General features: G+C 73.2%; 25 protein-coding genes. 20 read left to right on the top strand and 5 right to left on the bottom strand.

The annotated features are described in order from the left end of the window. Positions 1 to 16: 16 nt before the first annotated feature. From ACFVIM_RS11575 to ACFVIM_RS11565, 3 genes are read left to right on the top strand one after another with little or no spacing between them, the layout of a single operon-like run. Positions 17 to 991, top strand: a complete 975-nt coding sequence (locus tag ACFVIM_RS11575) for an ABC transporter ATP-binding protein (protein WP_384300502.1) — start codon at positions 17 to 19, stop codon at positions 989 to 991. Beyond that, entirely contained in the window at positions 988 to 1,818 is an 831-nt protein-coding gene (locus ACFVIM_RS11570) for an ABC transporter permease (protein ID WP_384300493.1), read from the top strand. Before ACFVIM_RS11575 ends, ACFVIM_RS11570 begins: the two co-directional genes overlap by 4 nt. A gap of 34 nt (positions 1,819 to 1,852) precedes the next feature. Next, a complete protein-coding gene (locus ACFVIM_RS11565) occupies positions 1,853 to 2,464 on the top strand; it encodes a DUF2567 domain-containing protein (protein ID WP_384300492.1) in 612 nt (203 codons plus the stop codon). 210 nt (positions 2,465 to 2,674) lie between these two features. On the opposite strand, the gene ybaK is transcribed toward ACFVIM_RS11565, so the two are convergent. The 4 genes from ybaK to ACFVIM_RS11545 form a co-directional block, all read right to left on the bottom strand. Further along, on the bottom strand, positions 2,675 to 3,172 hold the full coding sequence (gene ybaK, locus ACFVIM_RS11560) for a Cys-tRNA(Pro) deacylase (RefSeq protein ID WP_384300491.1): 498 nt from the start codon (positions 3,170 to 3,172) through the stop codon (positions 2,675 to 2,677). 18 nt (positions 3,173 to 3,190) lie between these two features. Further along, complete coding sequence (locus tag ACFVIM_RS11555) at positions 3,191 to 3,931, bottom strand: LON peptidase substrate-binding domain-containing protein (protein ID WP_384300490.1); 741 nt, start codon at positions 3,929 to 3,931, stop codon at positions 3,191 to 3,193. A gap of 208 nt (positions 3,932 to 4,139) precedes the next feature. Next, positions 4,140 to 5,156, bottom strand: coding sequence for a hypothetical protein (locus ACFVIM_RS11550; protein WP_384300489.1), 1,017 nt, complete (start codon positions 5,154 to 5,156; stop codon positions 4,140 to 4,142). A gap of 486 nt (positions 5,157 to 5,642) precedes the next feature. Continuing rightward, positions 5,643 to 7,187, bottom strand: coding sequence for an oxidoreductase (locus tag ACFVIM_RS11545; protein WP_384300501.1), 1,545 nt, complete (start codon positions 7,185 to 7,187; stop codon positions 5,643 to 5,645). Between the two features lie 226 nt (positions 7,188 to 7,413). Between ACFVIM_RS11545 and hisD the strand changes: the two genes are divergently transcribed. From hisD to hisF, 8 genes are read left to right on the top strand one after another with little or no spacing between them, the layout of a single operon-like run. After that, on the top strand, positions 7,414 to 8,757 hold the full coding sequence (gene hisD, locus ACFVIM_RS11540) for a histidinol dehydrogenase (protein WP_384300488.1): 1,344 nt from the start codon (positions 7,414 to 7,416) through the stop codon (positions 8,755 to 8,757). Next, positions 8,754 to 9,902, top strand: a complete 1,149-nt coding sequence (locus tag ACFVIM_RS11535; RefSeq protein ID WP_384300487.1) for a histidinol-phosphate transaminase — start codon at positions 8,754 to 8,756, stop codon at positions 9,900 to 9,902. The genes hisD and ACFVIM_RS11535 overlap by 4 nt, the downstream gene beginning before the upstream one ends. Next, positions 9,899 to 10,492, top strand: a complete 594-nt coding sequence (gene hisB, locus ACFVIM_RS11530) for an imidazoleglycerol-phosphate dehydratase HisB (RefSeq protein ID WP_384300486.1) — start codon at positions 9,899 to 9,901, stop codon at positions 10,490 to 10,492. The genes ACFVIM_RS11535 and hisB overlap by 4 nt, the downstream gene beginning before the upstream one ends. Further along, on the top strand, positions 10,489 to 10,653 hold the full coding sequence (locus ACFVIM_RS11525; protein WP_384300485.1) for a hypothetical protein: 165 nt from the start codon (positions 10,489 to 10,491) through the stop codon (positions 10,651 to 10,653). Before hisB ends, ACFVIM_RS11525 begins: the two co-directional genes overlap by 4 nt. Further along, positions 10,650 to 11,291, top strand: coding sequence for an imidazole glycerol phosphate synthase subunit HisH (gene hisH, locus ACFVIM_RS11520; protein WP_384300484.1), 642 nt, complete (start codon positions 10,650 to 10,652; stop codon positions 11,289 to 11,291). The genes ACFVIM_RS11525 and hisH overlap by 4 nt, the downstream gene beginning before the upstream one ends. Then, positions 11,288 to 12,034: a bifunctional 1-(5-phosphoribosyl)-5-((5-phosphoribosylamino)methylideneamino)imidazole-4-carboxamide isomerase/phosphoribosylanthranilate isomerase PriA gene (gene priA / locus ACFVIM_RS11515; RefSeq protein ID WP_384300483.1), complete on the top strand. Its 747-nt coding sequence runs from the start codon at positions 11,288 to 11,290 to the stop codon at positions 12,032 to 12,034. Before hisH ends, priA begins: the two co-directional genes overlap by 4 nt. Beyond that, positions 12,031 to 12,429 carry a RidA family protein gene (locus tag ACFVIM_RS11510; protein ID WP_384300482.1) on the top strand — a complete coding sequence of 133 codons (399 nt, stop codon included), beginning with the start codon at positions 12,031 to 12,033 and terminating at the stop codon, positions 12,427 to 12,429. Before priA ends, ACFVIM_RS11510 begins: the two co-directional genes overlap by 4 nt. After that, positions 12,426 to 13,181 carry an imidazole glycerol phosphate synthase subunit HisF gene (gene hisF, locus ACFVIM_RS11505; RefSeq protein ID WP_384300481.1) on the top strand — a complete coding sequence of 252 codons (756 nt, stop codon included), beginning with the start codon at positions 12,426 to 12,428 and terminating at the stop codon, positions 13,179 to 13,181. The genes ACFVIM_RS11510 and hisF overlap by 4 nt, the downstream gene beginning before the upstream one ends. Before the next feature lie 47 nt (positions 13,182 to 13,228). On the opposite strand, the gene ACFVIM_RS11500 is transcribed toward hisF, so the two are convergent. After that, positions 13,229 to 13,861, bottom strand: coding sequence for a TIGR03085 family metal-binding protein (locus ACFVIM_RS11500; RefSeq protein ID WP_384300480.1), 633 nt, complete (start codon positions 13,859 to 13,861; stop codon positions 13,229 to 13,231). Positions 13,862 to 13,944: 83 nt separating this feature from the next. Between ACFVIM_RS11500 and hisI the strand changes: the two genes are divergently transcribed. From hisI to trpA, 9 genes are all read left to right on the top strand, one after another. Beyond that, the gene (gene hisI / locus ACFVIM_RS11495) at positions 13,945 to 14,310 is read left to right on the top strand and encodes a phosphoribosyl-AMP cyclohydrolase (RefSeq protein ID WP_384300479.1); all 366 of its coding nucleotides are present in this window, start codon (positions 13,945 to 13,947) and stop codon (positions 14,308 to 14,310) included. A gap of 11 nt (positions 14,311 to 14,321) precedes the next feature. After that, the gene (locus tag ACFVIM_RS11490) at positions 14,322 to 15,836 is read left to right on the top strand and encodes an anthranilate synthase component I (protein ID WP_384300478.1); all 1,515 of its coding nucleotides are present in this window, start codon (positions 14,322 to 14,324) and stop codon (positions 15,834 to 15,836) included. Between the two features lie 49 nt (positions 15,837 to 15,885). Then, on the top strand, positions 15,886 to 16,494 hold the full coding sequence (locus ACFVIM_RS11485; protein WP_384300477.1) for a TIGR02234 family membrane protein: 609 nt from the start codon (positions 15,886 to 15,888) through the stop codon (positions 16,492 to 16,494). A 201-nt stretch (positions 16,495 to 16,695) separates the two neighbouring features. Beyond that, positions 16,696 to 16,965, top strand: coding sequence for an HGxxPAAW family protein (locus ACFVIM_RS11480; RefSeq protein WP_384300476.1), 270 nt, complete (start codon positions 16,696 to 16,698; stop codon positions 16,963 to 16,965). A 218-nt stretch (positions 16,966 to 17,183) separates the two neighbouring features. Then, positions 17,184 to 17,543 carry a DUF2752 domain-containing protein gene (locus tag ACFVIM_RS11475; RefSeq protein WP_384300500.1) on the top strand — a complete coding sequence of 120 codons (360 nt, stop codon included), beginning with the start codon at positions 17,184 to 17,186 and terminating at the stop codon, positions 17,541 to 17,543. A gap of 133 nt (positions 17,544 to 17,676) precedes the next feature. Continuing rightward, entirely contained in the window at positions 17,677 to 18,486 is an 810-nt protein-coding gene (gene trpC / locus ACFVIM_RS11470) for an indole-3-glycerol phosphate synthase TrpC (RefSeq protein WP_384300475.1), read from the top strand. An 8-nt stretch (positions 18,487 to 18,494) separates the two neighbouring features. Then, complete coding sequence (gene trpM / locus ACFVIM_RS11465) at positions 18,495 to 18,701, top strand: tryptophan biosynthesis modulator TrpM (protein ID WP_384300474.1); 207 nt, start codon at positions 18,495 to 18,497, stop codon at positions 18,699 to 18,701. Positions 18,702 to 18,999: 298 nt separating this feature from the next. Then, on the top strand, positions 19,000 to 20,238 hold the full coding sequence (gene trpB, locus ACFVIM_RS11460; RefSeq protein ID WP_384300473.1) for a tryptophan synthase subunit beta: 1,239 nt from the start codon (positions 19,000 to 19,002) through the stop codon (positions 20,236 to 20,238). Then, on the top strand, positions 20,235 to 21,059 hold the full coding sequence (trpA, locus tag ACFVIM_RS11455; RefSeq protein ID WP_384300472.1) for a tryptophan synthase subunit alpha: 825 nt from the start codon (positions 20,235 to 20,237) through the stop codon (positions 21,057 to 21,059). The genes trpB and trpA overlap by 4 nt, the downstream gene beginning before the upstream one ends. Positions 21,060 to 21,206 lie beyond the last annotated feature (147 nt).

Raw genomic sequence — 21,206 nt, 5'->3', positions numbered from 1 at the left:
GTACCTCGTGAGTACGGTGTGCGTGGTGCGGCGGCTGGTGAAGACGTACCCCGCCGCGCGTGCCCGCAGGGGGGTACCGGCGACGCCCGAGGTCCGGGCGACTGACGGGATCAGCCTGGAGGTCGGGCGCGGTGAGATCTTCGGGCTGCTCGGCCCCAACGGCGCGGGCAAGTCCACCCTCGTACGCCAGCTCACCGGTCTGATGCGGCCCGACGCCGGAAGCGTCGAGGTGCTCGGCCACGATCTCGTACGCCATCCCGAGCGCGCCGCGCGGCTCATCGGCTACCTCGGCCAGGAGTCCACCGCGCTGGACGAGCTGAGCGTGGGGCTCGCCGCCGAGACCACCGGGCGGCTGCGCGGGCTCTCCCTGCGCGACGCCCGCGCCGAGCGGGACACCGTCCTCGGTGAACTCGGGCTCACCGAACTCGCCGCGCGCCCCCTCAAGAAGCTCTCCGGCGGGCAGCGCAGGCTCGCCTGTGTCGCCGCCGCGCTCGTCGGCGAACGGCCACTGCTCGTCCTGGACGAGCCCACCACCGGGATGGACCCCGTGGCGCGGCGCGCGGTGTGGGCCGCCGTCGACCGCCGCCGGGCGGAGCGCGGCACGACCGTCGTGCTCGTCACCCACAATGTCATCGAGGCCGAGACCGTCCTCGACCGCGTCGCCGTCCTGGACCGGGGCAAGGTCATCGCCTGCGACACCCCCACCGGGCTGAAGGAGCGGATCGCGGGCGAGGTCCGGGTCGAACTGGTCTGGCGCGAGCGAGCGCCGCTGGATGTGCCCGAGGTGGCCGCGCTGCGCGACGCCGCCCAGGAGTCCGGCCGCCGCTGGGTGCTGCGCCTGGCCCCGGACGAGGCACGGGCGGCCGTCGGCGCCGTGACGGGCGGCGCCGCCTTCGCGGCGCTCGACGACTTCACACTGGCGACGCCCAGCCTGGAGGACGTCTATCTGGCACTCGGGGGGAACGCGACGAAAGGGCTGGTCAAGGCGTGAGCATCGTGCCCGTGGAGAAGGTTTCCGGGCGTACGGGGGCCTGGGGGAGCGACACGGTGGAGGAACCCGCCGCGCCGCTGGCACCCCGGGCGAGACTCCTGCCCTCGCTGGGCGCGGTCTACCGCGCCCAGCTGTCGCGGGCCCGGGTCGCCCGGATCCCGCTGCTCTTCGTGGCGACCTTCCAGTCGGTCGGGATCATGGTCCTGATGCGCGGGGTCGTCGACGACGGCGGCGCCGAGGCACGGGCCGTCGTGGCCGGGTCCTCGGTGCTGGTCGTCGCGTTCGTCGCGCTCAATCTGCTGGCGCAGTACTTCGGCCAGCTCCGCGCCAGCGGCGGGCTCGACCACTACGCCACCCTGCCGGTGCCCCCCGCCGCCGTGGTGCTGGGCGCGGCGGGCGCCTACGCCTCCTTCACCGTGCCCGGCACGATCGTCACCGCCGTGGCGGGCAGTGCGCTCTTCTCGCTGCCGCTGACGCATCTCTGGGTCCTCGTGGCCGTGATCCCGCTCGCCGGGGCCGCGCTGGCCGGACTCGGCGCCGCGCTGGGGCTGCTCGCGCCGCGCCAGGAACTCGCCACCCTGCTGGGCCAGTTGGGCATGTCGGCGGCGCTGCTCCTCGGTGTGCTGCCCGCCGAACGGCTGCCCGATCTGATCGTGTACGCGCGGGATCTGCTGCCGTCCACGTACGGGGTCGAGGCGCTCGCCCGCACCTTCGACCCGAACCCCGACTGGGCGGGCGTCGCCCTCGACCTCACGGTCTGCGCGGGTGTCGGGGTGCTCGCGCTGGCGGTGGCGACCTGGGCCTACCGTCGCGCGGCGGTCCGGTGAGGCGCCGGGGGCGCACGCCTGGCACGATGTGCGGGTGACCGCGCCACTGACTCCGCCTCCGCCCAGCCACGACCCCTGGCAGGCCCCGCCGCCCGGCGACGCCGACGGGCACCGCGCCTCCGGATGGATGGCGGACCTGCGCGCCGACCGGCGGGACGGGCTCGTGGTCACGGCGGCCGTCACCGTACTCGGTGTGGCGATGGGCCTGCTCTGGCTGTGGCTCGCGCCCCGGGTGCCCATGGTCTCCGACGGGCGGGCGGTCTTCCTGGAGAACTCCGAGGGCGAACAGGCCGCCGGGGCCGACGGGACCTTCGCGCTCCTGGGAGTCGGCTTCGGTGCGCTGAGCGCGCTGGGGGTCTTCCTCTACCGGCGGCGCGGTGGCTGGATCCTGGTGGCCGGGCTGGCGCTGGGAAGCGTGCTCGGGGCACTGCTGGCGTACTTCACCGGGTCGTGGCTGGGGCCGACGGATGACATCGCGGCGCATGCGAAGGCGGTGGGGCGGGGCGTCACGTTCGACGGGCCGCTGAGGCTCGGGGCGGAGGGGGTGCTGCTGGTGTGGCCGCTGGTGGCGATGGTGACGCATCTCCTGCTGACCGCCCTGGCCGGCCCGCGTGACCCCGACCCCCTCCCGCCTCCTTCCGTCTGACGCCCCGGCTTTCCCGGCGCCCGGCCTTTCCGGCCCCGGTCAGGCCGGGCGGCGGCCGTGGTTGGCCTTGCGGGTGCGCCATTTGCGTTTGCGGGTGCGCTTGGACATAGGGCTTCCCTCCTCGTACACGGGACAGGGCCGTACCCCACGTCGTAGTCGAGAAGGGGCCGTCCGTCGAGCCCCTGTGCGAGAGGAACCCGCGGGAACCGGCTACGCGCGGGCGATCGGCGCCACCACCGCCGACGTCAGCGCGGTGAGATCGGCGGGGGCGAGTTCGATCTCCAGTCCCCGGCGGCCCGCCGAGACACAGATGGTGGGGTGCCCCGAGGCGGAGGCGTCCAGCACGGTCCGCAGCCGTCTGCGCTGCCCCAGTGGGGAGATGCCGCCCCGGACATAGCCGGTGGTGCGTTCGGCGGCGGCCGGGTCCGCCATGGCCGCCCGCTTGCCCCCGACGGCCGTCGCCAGCGCCTTGAGGTCGAGCTGGCCCGCGACGGGGACGACCGCGACCGTCAGTTCGCCGTCGACGTCCGCGACGAGGGTCTTGAAGACCCGCTCGGGCGAGACCCCGAGGGCCTCGGCGGCCTCGGCGCCGTAGGAGGCGGCGGCCGGGTCGTGGTCGTAGGCGTGCACGGTGTACTCGGTGCCCGCCGCCGTCAGCGCGACGGTCGCCGGAGTGCCGCCCTGCTTCCTGGCCTGCTTCTTCGCCATGTCGCAGACTCCTGGTGCTCAGTTGGGATGGGTCGGTCCTGTGGTCAGGTTCACGGCGGGCAGCGACGGCAGATGGCGCAGTACGGCCGTCTCGGCGCGCAGCAGCCGCAGCTCCTCGGTGAGCCGGGCGGCGGTGTCCGGGGCCTCCAGCAGCCGCTGCTTCGCGGGGGTGTCCAGGATCAGCGCGGAAGCGACCAGGTAGGAGACCACCAGCGGCCCGCCGGGGGGTGTGTCGCCCGTGGTGAGGGTCCGCTCGCGCAGGCCCGCGAGCCGTTTCTGATAGGAGCGGAAGGCGCGCAGCACCCCTTCGGAGAGGGCTCCGGCGTCATCGCCGGTCTCCTCGGGCAGCTCTTCGACCTCGGCGGTGAGGAAGGGGCCGTCGGCGTCGACGGAGAGCAGCCGGACCCGGGTGGTGCCGGTGCCGACCACCTCGTACCCGCCGTCCTCGCGCGGACGGATGGCCGCCGCGTCCGCGATGCAGCCCACCGGGTGGAAGGCCCGGATCGGGTCGTCGCCGAAACCGGCGGCCGGGCCGCGCTCGGGCAGGGAGGTCGGGTCGGGCAGCCCGGGGGCGGTGGCCGCGACCTCGCGGCCGTCCCGGATGGCGACCACGACGAAGCGGCGCTCCGCGCCCTCCTCCAGCGCGAGCAGGGAGCGCATCAGAGCGCGGTAGCGCTCCTCGAAGACGTTCAGCGGGAGGACGAGCCCGGGAAACAGGACCGAGTTCAGCGGGAAGAGCGGCAGACGTGCGGTGGTCACGACGGTCAAGACTAATGGCCGGGCGGAGGGGGCCGTTCTGCCCGTGGTCTTCGCACGGTGGTCACCGACGGCGGTACGGGGGTCGGTGCGGCCCCGGCGCGCGGTGGTCCGGCGCCCGTCCGGCGCCGGCCCGGGACTCCGGGCGGCGGTGGTCCCGCACCCGTACGGGGGTGACCAGCCGCATCCACCCGTCACCGGGTACGGGCGGTCAGCGGCGCGCGGTACGGGTGCGCAGCGGCGTCATCGAGGCGACGTTCAGCCGCACCCCGGCGCGGGCGTCCAGGAACTGGCCCAGCGGGTCGTCGGAGAACCGGCTCCAGGGGAAGGAGGTGGCGTAGGGGCCGATCAGCCGGAACTCTTCCAGCGCCTCGGCCCACCGTCTCCGTACCAGCAGGACGTACGCGGTCAGATTGCGTATCTCGGCGGTCCATGGGTCGCTCGCCGGGGAGGTGGCGGAGAGCGCGATGGCGAGGTCGGCGGCGGTGTCGGTGCGGTCGTCGAGGATGGGCGAGGCGGGCCCGCCGGTGCCGGACTCCAGCCGGGCGAAGGCCGCCCGCACCGGCAGGGCCTGCACCAGGGAGCCCGGGAGGGCGTCCGCCGCCGCCTGTTCGGCGAAGTCGAAGCACTCGCGGTGGGAGCCGTACCAGCGGGCGGACAGATAGCGCAGGGCGGCGACATGACAGCCGTAGTGGTGCGGGGAGCGGCGTACGGCCTGTTCCCACAGGGCCTCGAAGGCGGTGTGGGTGGCGCGGGTGCCCCGGGCGTGGTCGAGGGCGATCCGCCAGGGCACGGGGTCGTTCGGCGCGGCCTCGGCGGCGGCGTCGATCAGTGGGCCGGTCTCCCGCAGCCGTTCGGCGCGGGCGGGGGACTCCCAGGCCCGGCGTACCGCGAGTTCCGCGACGACGACCAGCGCGTCCGGGTCGCCGGGCGCGGCGCCGGCCCAGGCCGTCAGCCACGCGTCGCGGCGCTCGGCGAAGGCGGCGAGCCGGGTGACGTACCGGTCCCGGTTCTCCCAGTCGGCCTCGCCCCGGGTGGTCTCCAGCAGCTTGGCCGCCGGTTCGTGGTCGCCCAGGGCCGCCGCCACCAGGGCGGGGGCGAGCCGGTCGTCGGGGGCGTCGAGCAGCACCGCGTCGTCGGGCGGCAGCCCGTCGGCGAGCCGCGGTGTGTGGCGCATCATGCGCGCGGTGCGCTGGAGCGCTCGAAGCAATGACATGGTGCGGACCATTGAAAGACGCAGGTGGGGGCCGCGCCAGAGGACTGCTGTGAAGCTTTGGTGGCGGCCGGAAGGTTGTCCTGGCGAAGGCCAAGAGACTGTAAAGAAACGCTTCTGTGGTCGTCGCGGGTGCCCTGCGGCCGACCGGCGGGGCGCGGGCCCGTCCCGCGGCCGCCCCGCCTGGCCATCCGTCGCCCTCCCGGCGGTCCGGCCGGAGCTCCCCGCCGTGTTCCCCGGCCGTCCGCCCTCGCGGGTGTCCGGCCGTTTCCGCCGGTCGGGCGCCTGGTCGGCCGCCCCTCGCCGTCCCGCCGCCGTGGACACGCTTTCTTCACACCGCGACCGGGCCGCTTCCGCGCGCCGTGGCAGCGCCGCCCGGCCCTGTCGCCGCGCCATCCCGCCGCGCCGCGGCCCATGACTCCCGGCGCGGGAGTGCCCCCCAGCCCGGGGTGAGCGGCGGCGTCGACCTCTCAGCCGGGGTTGAGCGGCCGGGCCCCGCCCTCAGCCCCGGCTGAGCATCCGGGTCGCCCCCGCCGCGACCGTCGTCGCCAGGATCCACCCCAGCAGGATCAGCACGGCCGCCACCCACTGCCAGTGCCCCTGGAGCTTCCAGTAGCCGTCCTGGCCGAGGTTGATCACCGGCAGCAGCAGGTCCAGCGCGTAGAGCGGCGCGTTCCAGCGGGGGTGCTCGTCGTCCTTGATGGGGGAGGGGTCCACCCGGGAGAAGGCCAGCGCGCCCGCGGCCCACACCACCGCCATCCACAGCGCCGCCCGGCCGGGCCGGTAGCCGTAGGCGACGGTCCAGTCCTGGAGATAGCCCCACGCCTTCGCCGCCAGCGGCAGTGTCTCGCGGCGGCGGCGCTGCTTGGCCAGCAGCACTTGTCGCGCGTCCGCGTCCTCGCCGCTGTTGCGCAGCACGGTGGCCAGCCGCTCATACGGCTCGGGGGAGTACTCGGGGGTCGCCGACGCCACCCACTCCAGCCTGCGGCTCAGCGGGAACTCCTCGTACGGGACGAGGTTCTCGTAGACGAAGCCCCCCATCGCCAGCCCGCCGGGGCCCGGCCAGCTCGCGGCCAGGTCGACCAGGGTGATGACCTTGGCGCCGTTGAGGACGACCCGGCCCTCGGCGGGGCGTTCGGCGTTGAAGCGCAGTTCGGGGGTGACGATCCGGCGCAGGGAGAGTTCCTCGCGCGGACTGAGGGTGAAGCGGGCCCGGTGCAGGTCGACGGCGTCGCCGAAGCGGCCGTCGTCGAGCCGTACCCCGCCGTAGCACTCGAAGGGCCGCAGCCGGGTGCCGCGCCGGGCGAGGGCGGCGGGGGAGACGCCGAGCGGGGGCGTGGCGCCCTGGTCGCCGGTGGCCTCGCTCACCCAGGCGCCCGTCATATAGAGCGTGCGCTCGACGGTGAGCTGGGGCGCGTTGAGGGCGCGCCGTTCGGCGGCGGCCCGCAGTCTGCTGCCGCGCAGGCTGAGGGAGACGCCGACCTTCGCGCCGCGCAGACTGACCTCCCCGTACGTCTCGATCAGCTCGGCCTGGAGGTCCTGGGCCACCGACATCCCGTCGGCGGTGATCGCCCGGCCGCGGCGGTCGGGGCGCACATGGATCTGGTTGAGCAGCAGGTCCGTGCCGATCTGGGCGTCGGTGAGCCGTATCCCGTGCTCCACCCGGCAGCGCGGCAGATGCAGGTCGCCCTCGGTGCGCAGCCGGGCCGCCTCCAGCCGGGGGATGGCACAGCCCACCATGCGTACGGTCGCGAAGTGGGCCTCCGGGAACCACACCTCGCTGTCGAAGCGGCAGCCGTTCAGCTCCACATAGGGCGCCACCGAGCCGCCCGCGAGCTTGAGGGTGCCGGTGATCTGGATGCCGCGCAGCTTGAGCGCGGCGACCCGGCCCGGGTGCGGCTCGGGCCCGCTCAGCAGCAGCCGGGCGACGATCGTCGCGCGGACGCTGCGTTCGGGCCCCCAGGGGCGTGGCGAGAAAGGATCGTTCAGCAGCGGGTCAGGATCGCTGAGATCACAGGTACTGCCATTGCGGAACGCGTTCCACATGCGCCGCTCGGTCGGGCTGAGCCCGTCGGGTACCCCGTCATCCAGCGGGTCGATCACTGGCCCGCCCCCCTCCGTTTTCGGCCGTGCACGACTCGTACAGCAGTTCTTGTCACTCAGTGACGGCATGAACGCTAGTGGTCATCGGCCCTGGGCGGACCCCTGTCGTCACGTATCAGCCAGTGATACGGACGACGGACGGCAAGACGGGTCTGAGAGAATTGGGTCTGTGATCTCCCGAATCGATCTGCGCGGCGACGCCCTCCCCGATGGTGCCGCCCTGCGCGACCTGCTGCCCCGTGCCGAGTTCGACGTGGAAGCCGCCCTGGAGAAGGTGCGGCCCCTCTGCGAGGACGTACGCCATCGTGGTACCGCGGCGCTGATCGAGTTCGCGCGGCGGTTCGACGGGGTCGAGCAGGAGCGGGTCCGGGTCCCCCGGAAGGCGCTCACCGAGGCGCTCGAAGCGCTCGACCCGGCCGTGCGGGCCGCGCTGGAGGAGTCCATCCGGCGGGCCAGGATCGTCCACCGCGCCCAGCGCCGCGAGCAGCACACCACCCAGGTCGTGCCCGGCGGCACGGTCACCGAGAAGTGGGTCCCCGTCCAGCGGGTCGGGCTGTACGCGCCCGGCGGACGCTCGGTCTACCCCTCCTCCGTGATCATGAACGTGGTCCCGGCGCAGGAGGCGGGCGTCGAGTCCATCGCGCTGGCCTCCCCGCCGCAGAAGGAGTTCGGCGGGCTGCCGCACCCGACCATCCTCGCCGCCTGCGCCCTCCTCGGCGTGGACGAGGTGTACGCGGTGGGCGGCGCCCAGGCCGTCGCGATGTTCGCGTACGGCACCGAAGGACCCGACGCGGGTCCCGACGGCTGCGCCCCCGCCAACATGGTCACCGGCCCCGGCAACATCTGGGTCGCCGCCGCCAAGCGCTACTTCACCGGCCGTATCGGCATCGACACCGAGGCCGGGCCCACCGAGATCGCCGTCCTCGCCGACGCCACCGCCGACCCGGCGCATGTCGCCGCCGATCTGATCAGCCAGGCCGAGCACGACCCGATGGCCGCCGCCGTCCTGGTCACCGACTCGCCGGAGCTGGCCGACGCGGTCGAGCGGGAGCTGGCGCCCCAGCTCGCCGCCACCCGCCATGTCGAGGACCGGATCGTGCCCGCCCTCACCGGCAAGCAGTCCGCGATCGTCCTGGTCGACGGCGTGGAGGAGGGCCTGCGGGTCGTCGACGCCTACGGCGCCGAGCACCTGGAGATCCAGACCGCCGACGCCGCCGCCGTCGCCGCCCGGGTCCGCAACGCCGGGGCGATCTTCGTCGGCCCCTGGTCCCCGGTCTCCCTCGGCGACTACTGCGCGGGCTCCAACCACGTGCTGCCCACCGGCGGCTGCGCCTGCCACTCCTCCGGGCTCTCCGTCCAGTCCTTCCTGCGCGGCATCCACATCGTGGACTACTCCGAGCAGGCGCTCGCCGAGGTGACCCACCATGTCGTCACCCTCGCCGAGGCCGAGGACCTGCCCGCGCACGGCGCCGCGCTCAAGGCCCGTTTCGGAGGGCAGGTGCCCGGCCAGTGAGCACCAGCCGTGACTCCGTGGGCGGCCCCTCCCGCGATGCCGTGGGCCTTGACGACCTGCCCATCCGCGAGGAGCTGAAGGGCAAGACCCCCTACGGCGCCCCCCAGCTCGATGTGCCCGTCCAGCTCAACACCAACGAGAACCCCTATCCGCTGCCCGAGCCGCTGGTCCGGCGGATCGCCGAGCGGGTCGCCGAGGCGGCGCGCGGGCTGAACCGCTACCCCGACCGGGACGCGGTCGAGCTGCGCACCGGCCTGGCCGCCTATCTCACCCGTACCACCGGCCACCGGGTCGGGCCCGCCCAGGTCTGGGCCGCCAACGGCTCCAACGAGGTCATCCAGCAGCTCCTCCAGACCTTCGGCGGCCCCGGCCGTACCGCGATCGGCTTCGAGCCCTCGTACTCCATGCACGGACTGATCGCCCGGGGCACCGGCACCGGCTGGATCTCCGGCCCCCGCCGGGAGGACTTCACCATCGACCGGGGCGCCGCCGAGCGCGCCATCGCCGAGAACCGGCCGGACGTGGTCTTCATCACCTCCCCCAACAACCCCACCGGCACCGCCGTCGAGGCCGAGACCGTCCTCGCGCTGTACGAGGCGGCCCAGGCCGCCAAGCCGTCGCTGGTCGTCGTGGACGAGGCGTATGTCGAGTTCAGCCACCGCCCCTCGCTGCTCTCGCTGATCGAGGGCCGCCCCCATCTGGTGGTCTCCCGGACCATGTCCAAGGCGTTCGGCGCGGCCGGGCTGCGGCTGGGCTATCTCGCCGCGCACCCCGCCGTCGTCGACGCCGTCCAGCTGGTCCGGCTGCCGTACCACCTCTCCGCCGTCACCCAGGCCACCGCGCTCGCCGCACTCGAACACACCGATACCCTGCTCGGGTACGTCGAACAGCTCAAGACCGAGCGCGACCGCCTCGTCACCGAGCTGCGCGCCATCGGCTACGAGGTGACCGAGTCCGACGCCAACTTCGTCCAGTTCGGGCGCTTCCCCAGCGCCCACGACGCCTGGCGGAGCCTCCTCGACCGGGGTGTCCTGGTCCGGGACAACGGCGTCCCCGGATGGCTGCGGGTCACCGCCGGAACCCCCGCCGAGAACGACGCGTTCCTGGACGCGGTCCGCGAGTTGAAGAAGGAGCAGAGCGCATGAGCCGCGTAGGACGGGTCGAGCGAACGACCAAGGAGACCTCCGTCGCCGTCGAGATCGACCTCGACGGCACCGGGCGGACCGAGGTGTCGACCGGGGTCGGCTTCTACGACCACATGCTCGACCAGCTCGGCCGCCACGGCCTCTTCGACCTCACGGTCAAGACCGAGGGCGACCTGCACATCGACACCCACCACACCATCGAGGACACCGCCCTCGCCCTCGGCGCCGCCTTCAAGCAGGCCCTCGGCGACAAGGTCGGCATCTACCGCTTCGGCAACTGCACGGTCCCCCTCGACGAGTCCCTCGCCCAGGTCACCGTCGACCTCTCCGGCCGCCCCTATCTGGTGCACACCGAGCCGGAGCGCATGGCGCCGATGATCGGTACGTACGACACCACGATGACCCGGCACATCCTGGAGTCCTTCGTCGCCCAGGCCCAGATCGCGCTCCACGTACACGTGCCCTACGGCCGCAACGCCCACCACATCGTGGAATGCCAGTTCAAGGCGCTCGCCCGCGCCCTGCGCTACGCCAGCGAGCGCGACCCGCGCGCCGCGGGCATCCTCCCCTCCACGAAGGGCGCCCTGTGAACACCCTCTCCACCCTCCTCATCGTCGTCGGGCTCTTCCTCCTCGGCGGTGTCTACTCCTTCGCCAAGCAGAAGCAGCCCACCGGCGTGATCGTGCTGCTCTCCCTCGGCGCGGCGTTCTGCCTGGTCGCCGGGTTGCTGCGGCTGGACGTGTGGTCATGAGCGCACCGAAGAAAGTGGTGGTCTTCGACTACGGCTTCGGCAACATCCGCTCCGCCGAGCGGGCCCTGGCCCGCGTCGGCGCGGACGTGGAGATAACCCGCGACTTCGACACCGCGATGAACGCCGACGGACTGCTCGTCCCCGGCGTCGGAGCCTTCTCCGCCTGCATGGACGGGCTGCGCGCCGCCCGCGGTGACTGGGTCATCGGCCGCCGGCTCTCCGGCGGACGGCCCGTGATGGGCATCTGCGTCGGCATGCAGATCCTCTTCGCCCGGGGCATCGAGCACGGCGTGGAGACCGAGGGCCTGGACGAGTGGCCCGGCACCGTCGGCCCGCTCAAGGCCGATGTCGTCCCCCATATGGGGTGGAACACCGTCGACGCGCCCGCCGACAGCCGGCTCTTCGCCGGGGTCGACCCCGGGGACCGCTTCTACTTCGTGCACTCCTACGCCGTCCACGACTGGACCCTGGAGATCACCAACAAGGCCATCCGCGCCCCTCACGTCACCTGGGCCACCCATGGCGAGCCCTTCGTCGCCGCCGTGGAGAACGGCGCCCTGTGGGCGACCCAGTTCCACCCCGAGAAGTCCGGCGACGCCGGTGCCCAGCTCCTGACCAACTGGATCGGAACACTGTGACCACGCACTCGACCACGCTCGAACTGCTTCCCGCCGTCGACGTCCGCGACGGCCAGGCCGTCCGTCTCGTCCACGGCGAGTCCGGTACGGAGACCTCCTACGGCTCCCCGCTGGAGGCCGCCCTCGCCTGGCAGCGCTCCGGCGCCGAGTGGCTCCACCTGGTCGACCTCGACGCCGCGTTCGGCACCGGGGACAACCGCGGGGTCATCGCCGAGGTCACCGGGAGCCTCGCGGGTACCGGGATCAAGGTCGAGCTCTCCGGCGGCATCCGCGACGACGCCTCCCTCGCCGCCGCGCTCGCCACCGGCTGCACCCGGGTCAACCTCGGCACCGCCGCGCTGGAGACCCCCGAGTGGGTCGCCAAGGTCATCGCCGAGCACGGCGACCAGATCGCCGTCGGTCTCGATGTCCGCGGCACCACCCTGCGCGGCCGTGGCTGGACCCGCGACGGCGGCGACCTCTACGAGACGCTGGCCCGCCTCGACTCCGAGGGCTGCGCCCGCTACGTCGTCACCGACATCGCCAAGGACGGCACCCTCCAGGGCCCCAACCTGGAGCTGCTGAGGAACGTCTGCGCCGCCACCGACAGGCCCGTCGTCGCCTCCGGCGGCGTCTCCTCCCTGGACGACCTGCGGGCGCTGTCCGCGCTGGTCCCCCAGGGCGTCGAGGGCGCCATCGTCGGCAAGGCCCTGTACGCGAAGGCGTTCACCCTGGAGGAGGCGCTCGCGGCGGTGGCCGAGTGAGCCAGGCGGCGCGGCGGGTGCCGGGCGGGTCCCCCTGGGAGGACTCGATCGGCTTCTCCCGCGCCATCGCCGCGGGCGAGCGCGTGCTGACCGCCGGGACGACCGCCTTCGAGGGCACCCTCCTCCATGGCGAGGGCGATCCGTATGAGCAGGCGCGGGCCGCCTTCCGGCACGCGCTCACCGCCATCGCGGAGTTCGGCCTGGGCGCCGAATCCGTCATCCGTACCCGTATGTATCTGGCCCACGTCCGCGACACGGACGCCGTCGGCCGCGCCCACCAGGAACTGTTCGCAACCATCCGCCCGGTGGCGACCCTCGTGGTCGTCTCCGGCTTCGTGGACCCGCGGATCCTGGTCGAGGTGGAGATCGAAGCACTCCGAGGTGAGTCCTCATGACACTGGCCGTCCGGGTCATCCCCTGTCTCGACGTCGACAACGGACGCGTCGTGAAAGGGGTCAACTTCCAGAACCTGCGTGATGCCGGTGACCCCGTCGAGATGGCGAAGCTGTACGACGCCGAAGGCGCCGACGAGCTGACCTTCCTCGACATCACCGCGTCCTCCGGCGACCGGGAGACCACCTACGACGTGGTCCGCCGCACCGCCGAACAGGTCTTCATCCCGCTCACCGTCGGCGGCGGCGTCCGCACCACCGACGATGTCGACCGGCTGCTGCGGGCCGGGGCCGACAAGGTGGGCGTCAACACCGCCGCCATCGCCCGGCCCGAACTGATCCGCGAGATCGCCGAGCGCTTCGGGCGCCAGGTCCTCGTCCTCTCCGTCGACGCCCGCCGCACCCCGTCCGGCTCCTTCGAGGTCACCACCCACGGCGGTCGCCGGGGCACCGGGATCGACGCCGTCGAGTGGGCCCACCGCGCCGCCGAGCTGGGGGCCGGGGAGATCCTGCTCAACTCGATGGACGCGGACGGGACGAAGGACGGGTACGACGTGGAGATGATCGCCGCCGTGCGGCGCCATGTCACCGTGCCGGTGATCGCGAGCGGGGGCGCGGGGAAGGTGGAGGACTTCGCTCCGGCGGTGGACGCGGGGGCGGACGCCGTACTGGCGGCGTCGGTCTTCCACTTCGGTGACCTCCGCATCCAGGACGTCAAGTCCGCCCTCTCGGCCTCGGGCCACCCGACGCGCTAGCGCGAGTCGGGACCGGCCCCCGGATCGGGGGCCGGTCCCGCACCGGGTCAGAGGCCCAGAGGAGCGTCCTGGAGGCGGGTGAGGGCGTCCTTGTCGCCGTCCAGCTCCACCCGCGCCGCCTTCTGCCGCCCGAAGGTGAACAGCGTCAGCTCTCCCGGCCCACCCGTCACGGTGACGACGGGCGTCCCCCGGTGCGCCACCGCCGTCTGCCCATCGGGCCGCCTCAGCACCAGCCCCACCGGCGACTTCCGCCCCAGCAGCCGCGCGGACTTCTCCAGCCGGGACCAGAGCGCGTCCTCGAAGACCCGGTCGAGCGGGCGCGGGGTCCACTCCGGCTGGGCCCGCCGTACATCCTCGGCGTGGACATAGAACTCGACCGTGTTCGCGGCCTCGTCCAGCTGCTTGAGCCCGTACGGGGAGAACTTCGGCGGGCCGGTGCGGATGAGCTGGATCAGCTCCTCGTACGGCTTCGCGGCGAACTCCGACTGCACCCGCTCCAGCCTGCCCCGCAGCGCCCCGATGACGAGGCCGCCCGCCGCGTCCGCGCGGCGCTCGCGCACCACGACATGGGCCGCCAGGTCCCGGGTGGTCCATCCCTCACACAGGGTGGGAGCGTCGGGACCGGCCGCTTCCAACAGATCCGCGAGCAGGAGTCGTTCGCGCTTCGCATGGGTCGACATGGCGCCAGCCTACGGCGCGCCCGTCGGGTCCGCCCAGTGGACGCTCCGCCCATCCCCCCTGGTCGGCGCGGCACAATAGGGCCATGAACAGCAGCGTTCCCGCCAGCTCGCTCGACCCCGCCATCGCCGCCCGCCTCAAGCGCGGCGCCGATGGGCTGATCCCGGCCATCGCCCAGCAGTACGACACCGGGGAGGTGCTGATGCTCGGCTGGATGGACGACGAGGCCCTGCACCGCACGCTGACCACGGGCCGCTGCACGTACTGGTCGCGCAGCCGCCGCGAGTACTGGGTCAAGGGCGACACGTCCGGGCACGTCCAGTGGGTCAAGTCGGTCGCGCTGGACTGTGACACGGACACCCTGCTGGTCAAGGTCGATCAGGTGGGGGCGGCCTGCCACACCGGGAATCGGACCTGTTTCGACGCGGACGTGCTCCCCCTGGGCGAGTAGGCTCGTCCGGTATGGACCTGGAGACCTTCCACAAGCTTGCTATAGACCGCCGTGTGATCCCCGTCAGCCGCCGTCTCCTCGCCGACGGTGACACCCCGGTCGGGCTCTACCGCAAGCTCGCGGCGGAGCGTCCGGGCACCTTCCTGCTGGAGTCCGCCGAGGGGGGTTCCTCCCACGCGGTGGGCGGCGGGGGCGGGGGCAACTGGTCCCGCTACTCCTTCGTCGGCGTCCGCAGCGCCGCCACCCTGACCGAGCGGGACGGCCAGGCGTACTGGCTGGGCGAGCCCCCGGTGGGGGTGCCCACCTACGGTGACCCGCTGGAAGCGCTCCGCGCCACCGTCGAGACCCTGCACACCCCGCGCGATCTCGCCCCCGGTCTGCCGCCCTTCACCGGTGGCATGGTCGGCTATCTCGGGTACGACATCGTCCGCCGGCTGGAGAAGATCGGCCCCGGTGACCACGACGAGCTGCGGCTGCCCGAGCTGACCATGCTGCTCACCTCCGATCTCGCGGTCTTGGACCACTGGGACGGCACGGTCCTGCTGATCGCCAACGCGATCAACCACAACGACCTCGACAGCGGCATCGACGAGGCGTACGCGGACGCCGTCGCCCGGCTCGACGCCATGGAGCGCGACCTGGCCCGGCCGCTGGCCACCGAGCCCACCGCGCTGCCGCCCTCCGAACTGCCCGAGTTCTCCGCCCGCTGGGGAGGTGCGGAGTACCAGGAGGCCGTGACGGACATCAAGGAGCGCATCCGGGCGGGCGAGGCGTTCCAGGTGGTGCCCTCGCAGCGGTTCGAGACGCCGTGCACGGCCAGCGCCCTGGACGTCTACCGCGTGCTGCGGGCCACCAACCCCAGCCCGTATATGTACCTGTTCCGCTTCGACGGCTTCGATGTCGTCGGCTCCAGCCCCGAGGCCCTGGTCAAGGTCGCCGACGGCCGGGCCATGCTCCATCCGATCGCCGGGACCCGTCCGCGCGGCGTCTCGCCCCAGGAGGACAACGACCTCGCCGAGGAGCTGCTGGCCGACCCCAAGGAGCGGGCCGAGCATCTGATGCTGGTCGACCTCGGCCGCAACGACCTGGGCCGGGTCTGCACCCCGGGCAGTGTCGAGGTGGTCGACTTCATGTCCATCGAGCGCTACTCCCATGTGATGCACATCGTCTCCACGGTGGTGGGCAAGGTCAGCCCCGACCGCACCGCCTTCGACGTCCTCACCGCGTGCTTCCCGGCGGGCACCCTCTCCGGCGCCCCCAAGCCCCGCGCGATGCAGATCATCGACGAGCTGGAGCCCTCCCGCCGGGGGCTGTACGGCGGTGCCGTCGGCTATCTCGACTTCGCCGGGGACTCGGACACCGCTATCGCGATCCGTACCGCGCTGCTGCGGGACGGCGTGGCGTACGTCCAGGCGGGGGCGGGGGTCGTGGCGGACTCCGATCCGGTGGCGGAGGACGCGGAGTGCCGTAACAAGGCCGCCGCCGTCCTGCGCGCCGTCCACACCGCCAACCGCCTCCGGGGCTAACCCGGGGCCGGGCCCGAGGCCCAAAGGGAGGGTGGGGGATAGTGGGAGCGTGAGTGCCGTAGCCGTATCCCCGTCGTCCCCCGCCCGCCGCACCCTCGCCCCGGCCCTGCTGCTCGGTGCCGCCGGCGCCGCCGTCGTGCTGCTCTCGGGCGGGCAGATCTGGGCCGAGGGCACGGCCTCCGTCGGCGGGGGGAGCATTCCGCTGGACGCCGAGGGCGGTGATATCACCGGTCTTCCGGCGGCCCTCGCCGTCGTCGGCCTGGCCGCCCTGGTCGCGGTCTTCGCGGTGCGCGGGGCGGGCCGGATCCTGGTCTCCGGGCTGCTCGCCCTCAGCGGCGCGGGCGCCGCGCTCGCCGCCGTGCTGGGCGCGGGCGACCGGGACGCCCTCGACGAGGAGGCCGCGAAGACCACGGGTGACATCGCCGCCACGATCGACGGCCTCACCCACACCGCCTGGCCCTATGTGGCCGCGGCCGGGGGAGTGCTGATCCTGCTCGCCGGTCTCCTCGCCCTGCGCTACGGGCGCTCCTGGCCCGCGATGTCGGGCCGGTACGAGCGCCAGGGCGGGCCCCGGGCCACCACGAAGGCGCCCGTCGACCCCGACCGCCCGGACGAGCTGTGGAAGGCCCTGGACCGGGGCGAGGACCCCACGGGCTGAGAGTCCGGACGGCCTCGGCTGTGTCTCGGCTGTGTGTCTCTGCTGTATCTCGACTGTGTGTCCCGATGGCGTGAGGAACCCCACGACCGAGCACCGTGCGCGGTACGGGACAATGGGAGTGAGCCTCCGGCTCATTTCGGGCGGTATCCCATCAGAGGGTGACCCGCCCACCACAGAGCATCAGCAACGAGGAGTGAACTCATGGCGGGCAGCGCCCACGGACACACCCCGGCCGCCTGGACCGGTGTCACCATCGCTTTCATCGGCTTCTGCGTCTCCGGCGTCTTCATGGTCGCCGCCAACCCCCTGGGTTTCTGGGGCGGGCTGGCGATCGTCTTCGTCGGCGGTGCCGTCGGTCTGGCGATGAAGATGGCGGGCATGGGACGTCCGAAGGCGTCCGCCGAGGCGATCGAGGCGCGTGAGCGTGCCACGGTCGTGGCCCGCGCCAAGGCCGAGGCCGCCCGCGCCTGACCCGGCTCCTCTCCCGTCCGGGCCCCGTTCTTCCGGGGCCCGGATTTTTTCGTATGGGTATGCGTGTGTACGTACGCGTACATCCCGTACACACCGATCCGTACACCCTGTGACCGAGGCCACCCGGCCCGGGGCAGAATGGCCGGGTGGACGCCAGGAGAACCACCGTGCCGTCCCGGCCGCCGCTGGCGCGCCGGATCGCCGCCCCCGTCGCCGTCATGAGCGGCACCGCCGCCGCCTTCGCGTATGTCGGCGCGGTCGACCCCAATGAACCGGGGCACTACCCCCTCTGCCCGCTGCTCCAGATCACCGGCGTCTACTGCCCCGGCTGCGGCGGACTGCGCAGCGCCCACGCCGTCGTCCAGGGCGACCTCGCCGCCGCGTTCGGGGCCAACGCCCTCGCCGTCGTCGCCTACGCCGTCTTCGCGGTGGTGTGGACCCTCTGGCTGGTTCGTTCCGTACGAGGAGTGCCGTGGCGGCTGACTCTGGCGCCCGTGTGGTGGTGGGGCCTCGGCGGTGTCCTGGTGGTCTTCGCGGTGGTCCGGAATCTTCCCTTCGGGGCGGCGCTGGCGCCCTGAGGACCGGTGCGGGGTCCCAGCCCGTGGGACGGCCGTCCACCGGATGTGAGGGCCGCCGCCCGCTGCGGATACCATCAGAGGTGGCTGACATGGCTGAACCTGAACCACAACGTCCCGGAAGGGGGCCGCTCGCGTGAGTGTGCTCGACGAGATCATCGACGGCGTGCGCGCCGACCTCGCGGAGCGGCAGGCGCGGGTCAGCCTCGACGAGCTCAAGGAGCGTGCGGCCAAGGCGCCCGCGGCCAAGGACGGAGTCGCCGCGCTGCGCGGCGAGGGTGTCCGGGTGATCTGCGAGGTCAAGCGCTCCAGCCCGTCCAAGGGCGCGCTGGCCGCCATCGCGGACCCCGCCGGGCTCGCCGCCGACTACGAGGCCGGGGGCGCGGCCGTCATCTCCGTCCTGACCGAGCAGCGCCGCTTCGGTGGCTCGCTCGCGGACCTGGAGGCCGTCCGGGCCCGGGTGGACATCCCCGTGCTGCGCAAGGACTTCATCGTCACCGCCTACCAGCTCTGGGAGGCCCGCGCCCACGGCGCCGACCTCGCGCTGCTGATCGTGGCCGCGCTGGAGCAGGAGGCGCTCGTCTCGCTGATCGAGCGCGCCGAGTCGATCGGTCTCACCCCGCTCGTGGAGGTCCACGACGAGGAGGAGATCGAGCGGGCCGTGGACGCCGGGGCGAAGATCATCGGGGTCAACGCCCGGAACCTGAAGACCCTGGAGGTCGACCGCTCCACCTTCGAGCGGGTCGCCGACGACATCCCGGCGCATATCGTCAAGGTCGCCGAGTCGGGCGTGCGCGGGCCGCATGACCTGATCGCCTACGCCAACGCGGGCGCCGACGCGGTGCTGGTCGGCGAGTCCCTGGTCACCGGCCGTGACCCCAGGACCGCCGTCGCCGACCTGGTCGCCGCCGGGGCCCACCCGGCCCTGCGGCACGGGCGGAGCTGACCCTTCCGATGCTGACCGCGGCCCTGAGCCCCACGCGCCCGTCCCCGGCCCTCGTGCCGGGTGACGCGTACGCGCGGCTGGCCCGGGGCTGCCGTCCGCGCGGCTGCCGCGCCCCGGCCCGCCGGATCCACGGCCGCCGGGTGCGGTACGTGATCGGCTCGGAGCCCGGTCAGGTCAACGGCATGCGATGGCGGGCCTCCTCAGCGCACCGCTGAGACGGGCCCCCGCGCCCTCATGGAGTGCCGCGTTCCGTAACTCTCCGCGTCCGGTACGCCCGGACGCGCGCCACGGCACGCCCCACGCCTCCCTTCCCGTTCCGCGCGTCCGACGGGATCCGCGCGGCCGCCCCGCGCCGTATCCCTGTGTCCCCGTAGACGCGGGTACGGGGTGGCGGAGGTGTGGTCTCCGGGGAGCCGGTCCGGTCCCGACGGTGTACGTAGATGTCTTCTGATGTCCCCTTGTTCCGTTCTTCAGACTTCGGGGGCCCCGTGCCCCCGCGAGGAGATATGTCGGATGTCCTCTGACTTCTTCATTCCGGACCCCGAGGGTCTCGTGCCGAACGCCGCCGGGTACTTCGGCGCCTTCGGCGGCAAGTTCATCCCCGAGGCGCTGGTCGCCGCCGTCGACGAGGTCGCGGTCGAGTACGAGAAGGCCAAGACCGACCCCGCCTTCGCGGCCGAGCTGAACGATCTGCTGGTCAACTACACCGGCCGGCCCAGCGCGCTCACCGAGGTGCCCCGGTTCGCCGAGCACGCCGGGGGGGCCCGGATCTTCCTCAAGCGGGAGGACCTCAACCACACCGGCTCCCACAAGATCAACAACGTGCTGGGGCAGGCGCTGCTCACCCGGCGCATGGGCAAGACCCGGGTGATCGCGGAGACCGGTGCCGGACAGCACGGCGTCGCCACCGCCACCGCCTGCGCCCTCTTCGGCCTGGACTGCACCATCTACATGGGTGAGATCGACACCCAGCGCCAGGCGCTCAACGTCGCCCGGATGCGGATCCTGGGCGCCGAGGTCATCCCGGTGAAGTCCGGCAGCCGCACCCTGAAGGACGCCATCAACGAGGCGTTCCGGGACTGGGTCGCCAACGTCGACCACACCCACTACCTCTTCGGTACGGTCGCGGGCCCGCACCCCTTCCCGGCGATGGTCCGCGACTTCCACCGGGTCATCGGCGTCGAGGCGCGCCGCCAGATCCTGGAGCGGGCCGGACGGCTCCCCGACGCGGCCGTGGCCTGTGTCGGCGGCGGCTCCAACGCCATCGGACTCTTCCACGCGTTCATCCCCGACACCGGGGTGCGGCTGGTGGGCTGCGAGCCCGCCGGTCACGGGGTGGAGACCGGGGAGCACGCGGCCACTCTGACCGCGGGCGAGCCGGGCATCCTGCACGGCTCCCGCAGCTACGTCCTCCAGGACGAGGAGGGCCAGATCACCGAGCCGTACTCCATCTCGGCCGGTCTGGACTACCCGGGCATCGGCCCCGAGCACGCGTACCTCAAGGACAGCGGGCGCGGGGAGTACCGCGCCATCACCGACGCCGACGCCATGGCGGCGCTGCGGCTGCTCTCCCGTACCGAGGGGATCATCCCGGCGATCGAGTCGGCGCACGCGCTCGCGGGCGCGCTGGAACTCGGCCGTGAGCTGGGCGGCGAGGGCCTGCTCGTCGTCAACCTCTCCGGCCGCGGGGACAAGGACATGGACACCGCCGCCCGCTACTTCGGGCTGTACGACGGGGAGGACGCCCAGTGAGCGGCAACCTGACACTGCTCGGCGAGGCGCTCGCCACGGCCAAGGCGGAGGACCGGGCGGCGCTGATCGCCTACCTCCCGGCCGGGTTCCCCACCGTCGACGGCGGGATCGAGGCCGTCAAGGCCGCGCTGGACGGCGGCGCGGACATCGTGGAGGTCGGGCTGCCGCACAGCGACCCCGTCCTGGACGGCCCGGTGATCCAGACCGCCGACGACATCGCCCTGCGCGGTGGCGTCAAGATCGCCGACGTGATGCGCACGGTCCGCGAGGCCCATGCCGCCACGGGCAAGCCGATCCTGGTGATGACCTACTGGAACCCGATCGACCGCTACGGCGTCGCGCGCTTCACCGCCGAGCTGGCCGAGGCCGGGGGCGCGGGCTGCATCCTGCCCGACCTGCCGGTCGAGGAGGCGGACCTGTGGCGCGAGCACGCGGCCGAGCACGGTCTGGCGACCGTCTTCGTCGTCGCTCCCAGCAGCAAGGACGCCCGGATCGCGCGCATCACCGAGGCGGGCTCCGGCTTTGTCTACGCCGCCTCCCTGATGGGCGTCACCGGCACCCGCGAGAGCGTGGGCGCCCAGGCCCAGGACCTGGTGGCGCGCACCCGGGCCACCACGGACCTGCCGGTCTGCGTCGGCCTCGGCGTCTCCAACGCCGGGCAGGCGACCGAGGTGGCCGCCTTCGCCGACGGGGTGATCGTCGGCTCCGCCTTCGTCAAGCGGATCCTCGACGCCCCCGACACCCCCTCGGGCATCGCCGCCGTCCGCGCCCTCGCGGCCGAGCTGGCCGAGGGCGTGCGCAAGGGGCGCGCCGGAGCGTAGGGCTGGGCGGCGCGTGCGGCCGCGACGTCGTGCGGCCCTGATGCCGTGTGGCTGTGGCTGTGGCACCGTGGCGTCGCATGGCGTCGCTCGTACGGGTGGAAGCGGGACCGGGGCGGCGCGCATGCGCCTCCCCGGTTCGTTTGCGGG

The organism is Streptomyces sp. NPDC057638 (genome assembly GCF_042800315.1).
GTDB lineage: Bacteria > Actinomycetota > Actinomycetes > Streptomycetales > Streptomycetaceae > Streptomyces.
This window is presented reverse-complemented; position numbering and strand designations above follow the sequence as displayed.

Excerpts from the sequence above, each read along its gene's own strand:
- ybaK (WP_384300491.1), bottom strand. The coding sequence starts at position 3,172 with ATGGCGAAGAAGCAGGCCAGGAAGCAGGGCGGCACTCCGGCGACCGTC.
- ACFVIM_RS11550 (WP_384300489.1), bottom strand. The coding sequence starts at position 5,156 with ATGGTCCGCACCATGTCATTGCTTCGAGCGCTCCAGCGCACCGCGCGC.
- ACFVIM_RS11545 (WP_384300501.1), bottom strand. The coding sequence starts at position 7,187 with ATGTGGAACGCGTTCCGCAATGGCAGTACCTGTGATCTCAGCGATCCT.
- hisB (WP_384300486.1), top strand. The coding sequence starts at position 9,899 with ATGAGCCGCGTAGGACGGGTCGAGCGAACGACCAAGGAGACCTCCGTC.
- hisH (WP_384300484.1), top strand. The coding sequence starts at position 10,650 with ATGAGCGCACCGAAGAAAGTGGTGGTCTTCGACTACGGCTTCGGCAAC.
- hisF (WP_384300481.1), top strand. The coding sequence starts at position 12,426 with ATGACACTGGCCGTCCGGGTCATCCCCTGTCTCGACGTCGACAACGGA.
- ACFVIM_RS11500 (WP_384300480.1), bottom strand. The coding sequence starts at position 13,861 with ATGTCGACCCATGCGAAGCGCGAACGACTCCTGCTCGCGGATCTGTTG.
- hisI (WP_384300479.1), top strand. The coding sequence starts at position 13,945 with ATGAACAGCAGCGTTCCCGCCAGCTCGCTCGACCCCGCCATCGCCGCC.
- ACFVIM_RS11490 (WP_384300478.1), top strand. The coding sequence starts at position 14,322 with ATGGACCTGGAGACCTTCCACAAGCTTGCTATAGACCGCCGTGTGATC.
- ACFVIM_RS11480 (WP_384300476.1), top strand. The coding sequence starts at position 16,696 with ATGGCGGGCAGCGCCCACGGACACACCCCGGCCGCCTGGACCGGTGTC.
- ACFVIM_RS11475 (WP_384300500.1), top strand. The coding sequence starts at position 17,184 with ATGAGCGGCACCGCCGCCGCCTTCGCGTATGTCGGCGCGGTCGACCCC.
- trpM (WP_384300474.1), top strand. The coding sequence starts at position 18,495 with ATGCTGACCGCGGCCCTGAGCCCCACGCGCCCGTCCCCGGCCCTCGTG.
- trpB (WP_384300473.1), top strand. The coding sequence starts at position 19,000 with ATGTCCTCTGACTTCTTCATTCCGGACCCCGAGGGTCTCGTGCCGAAC.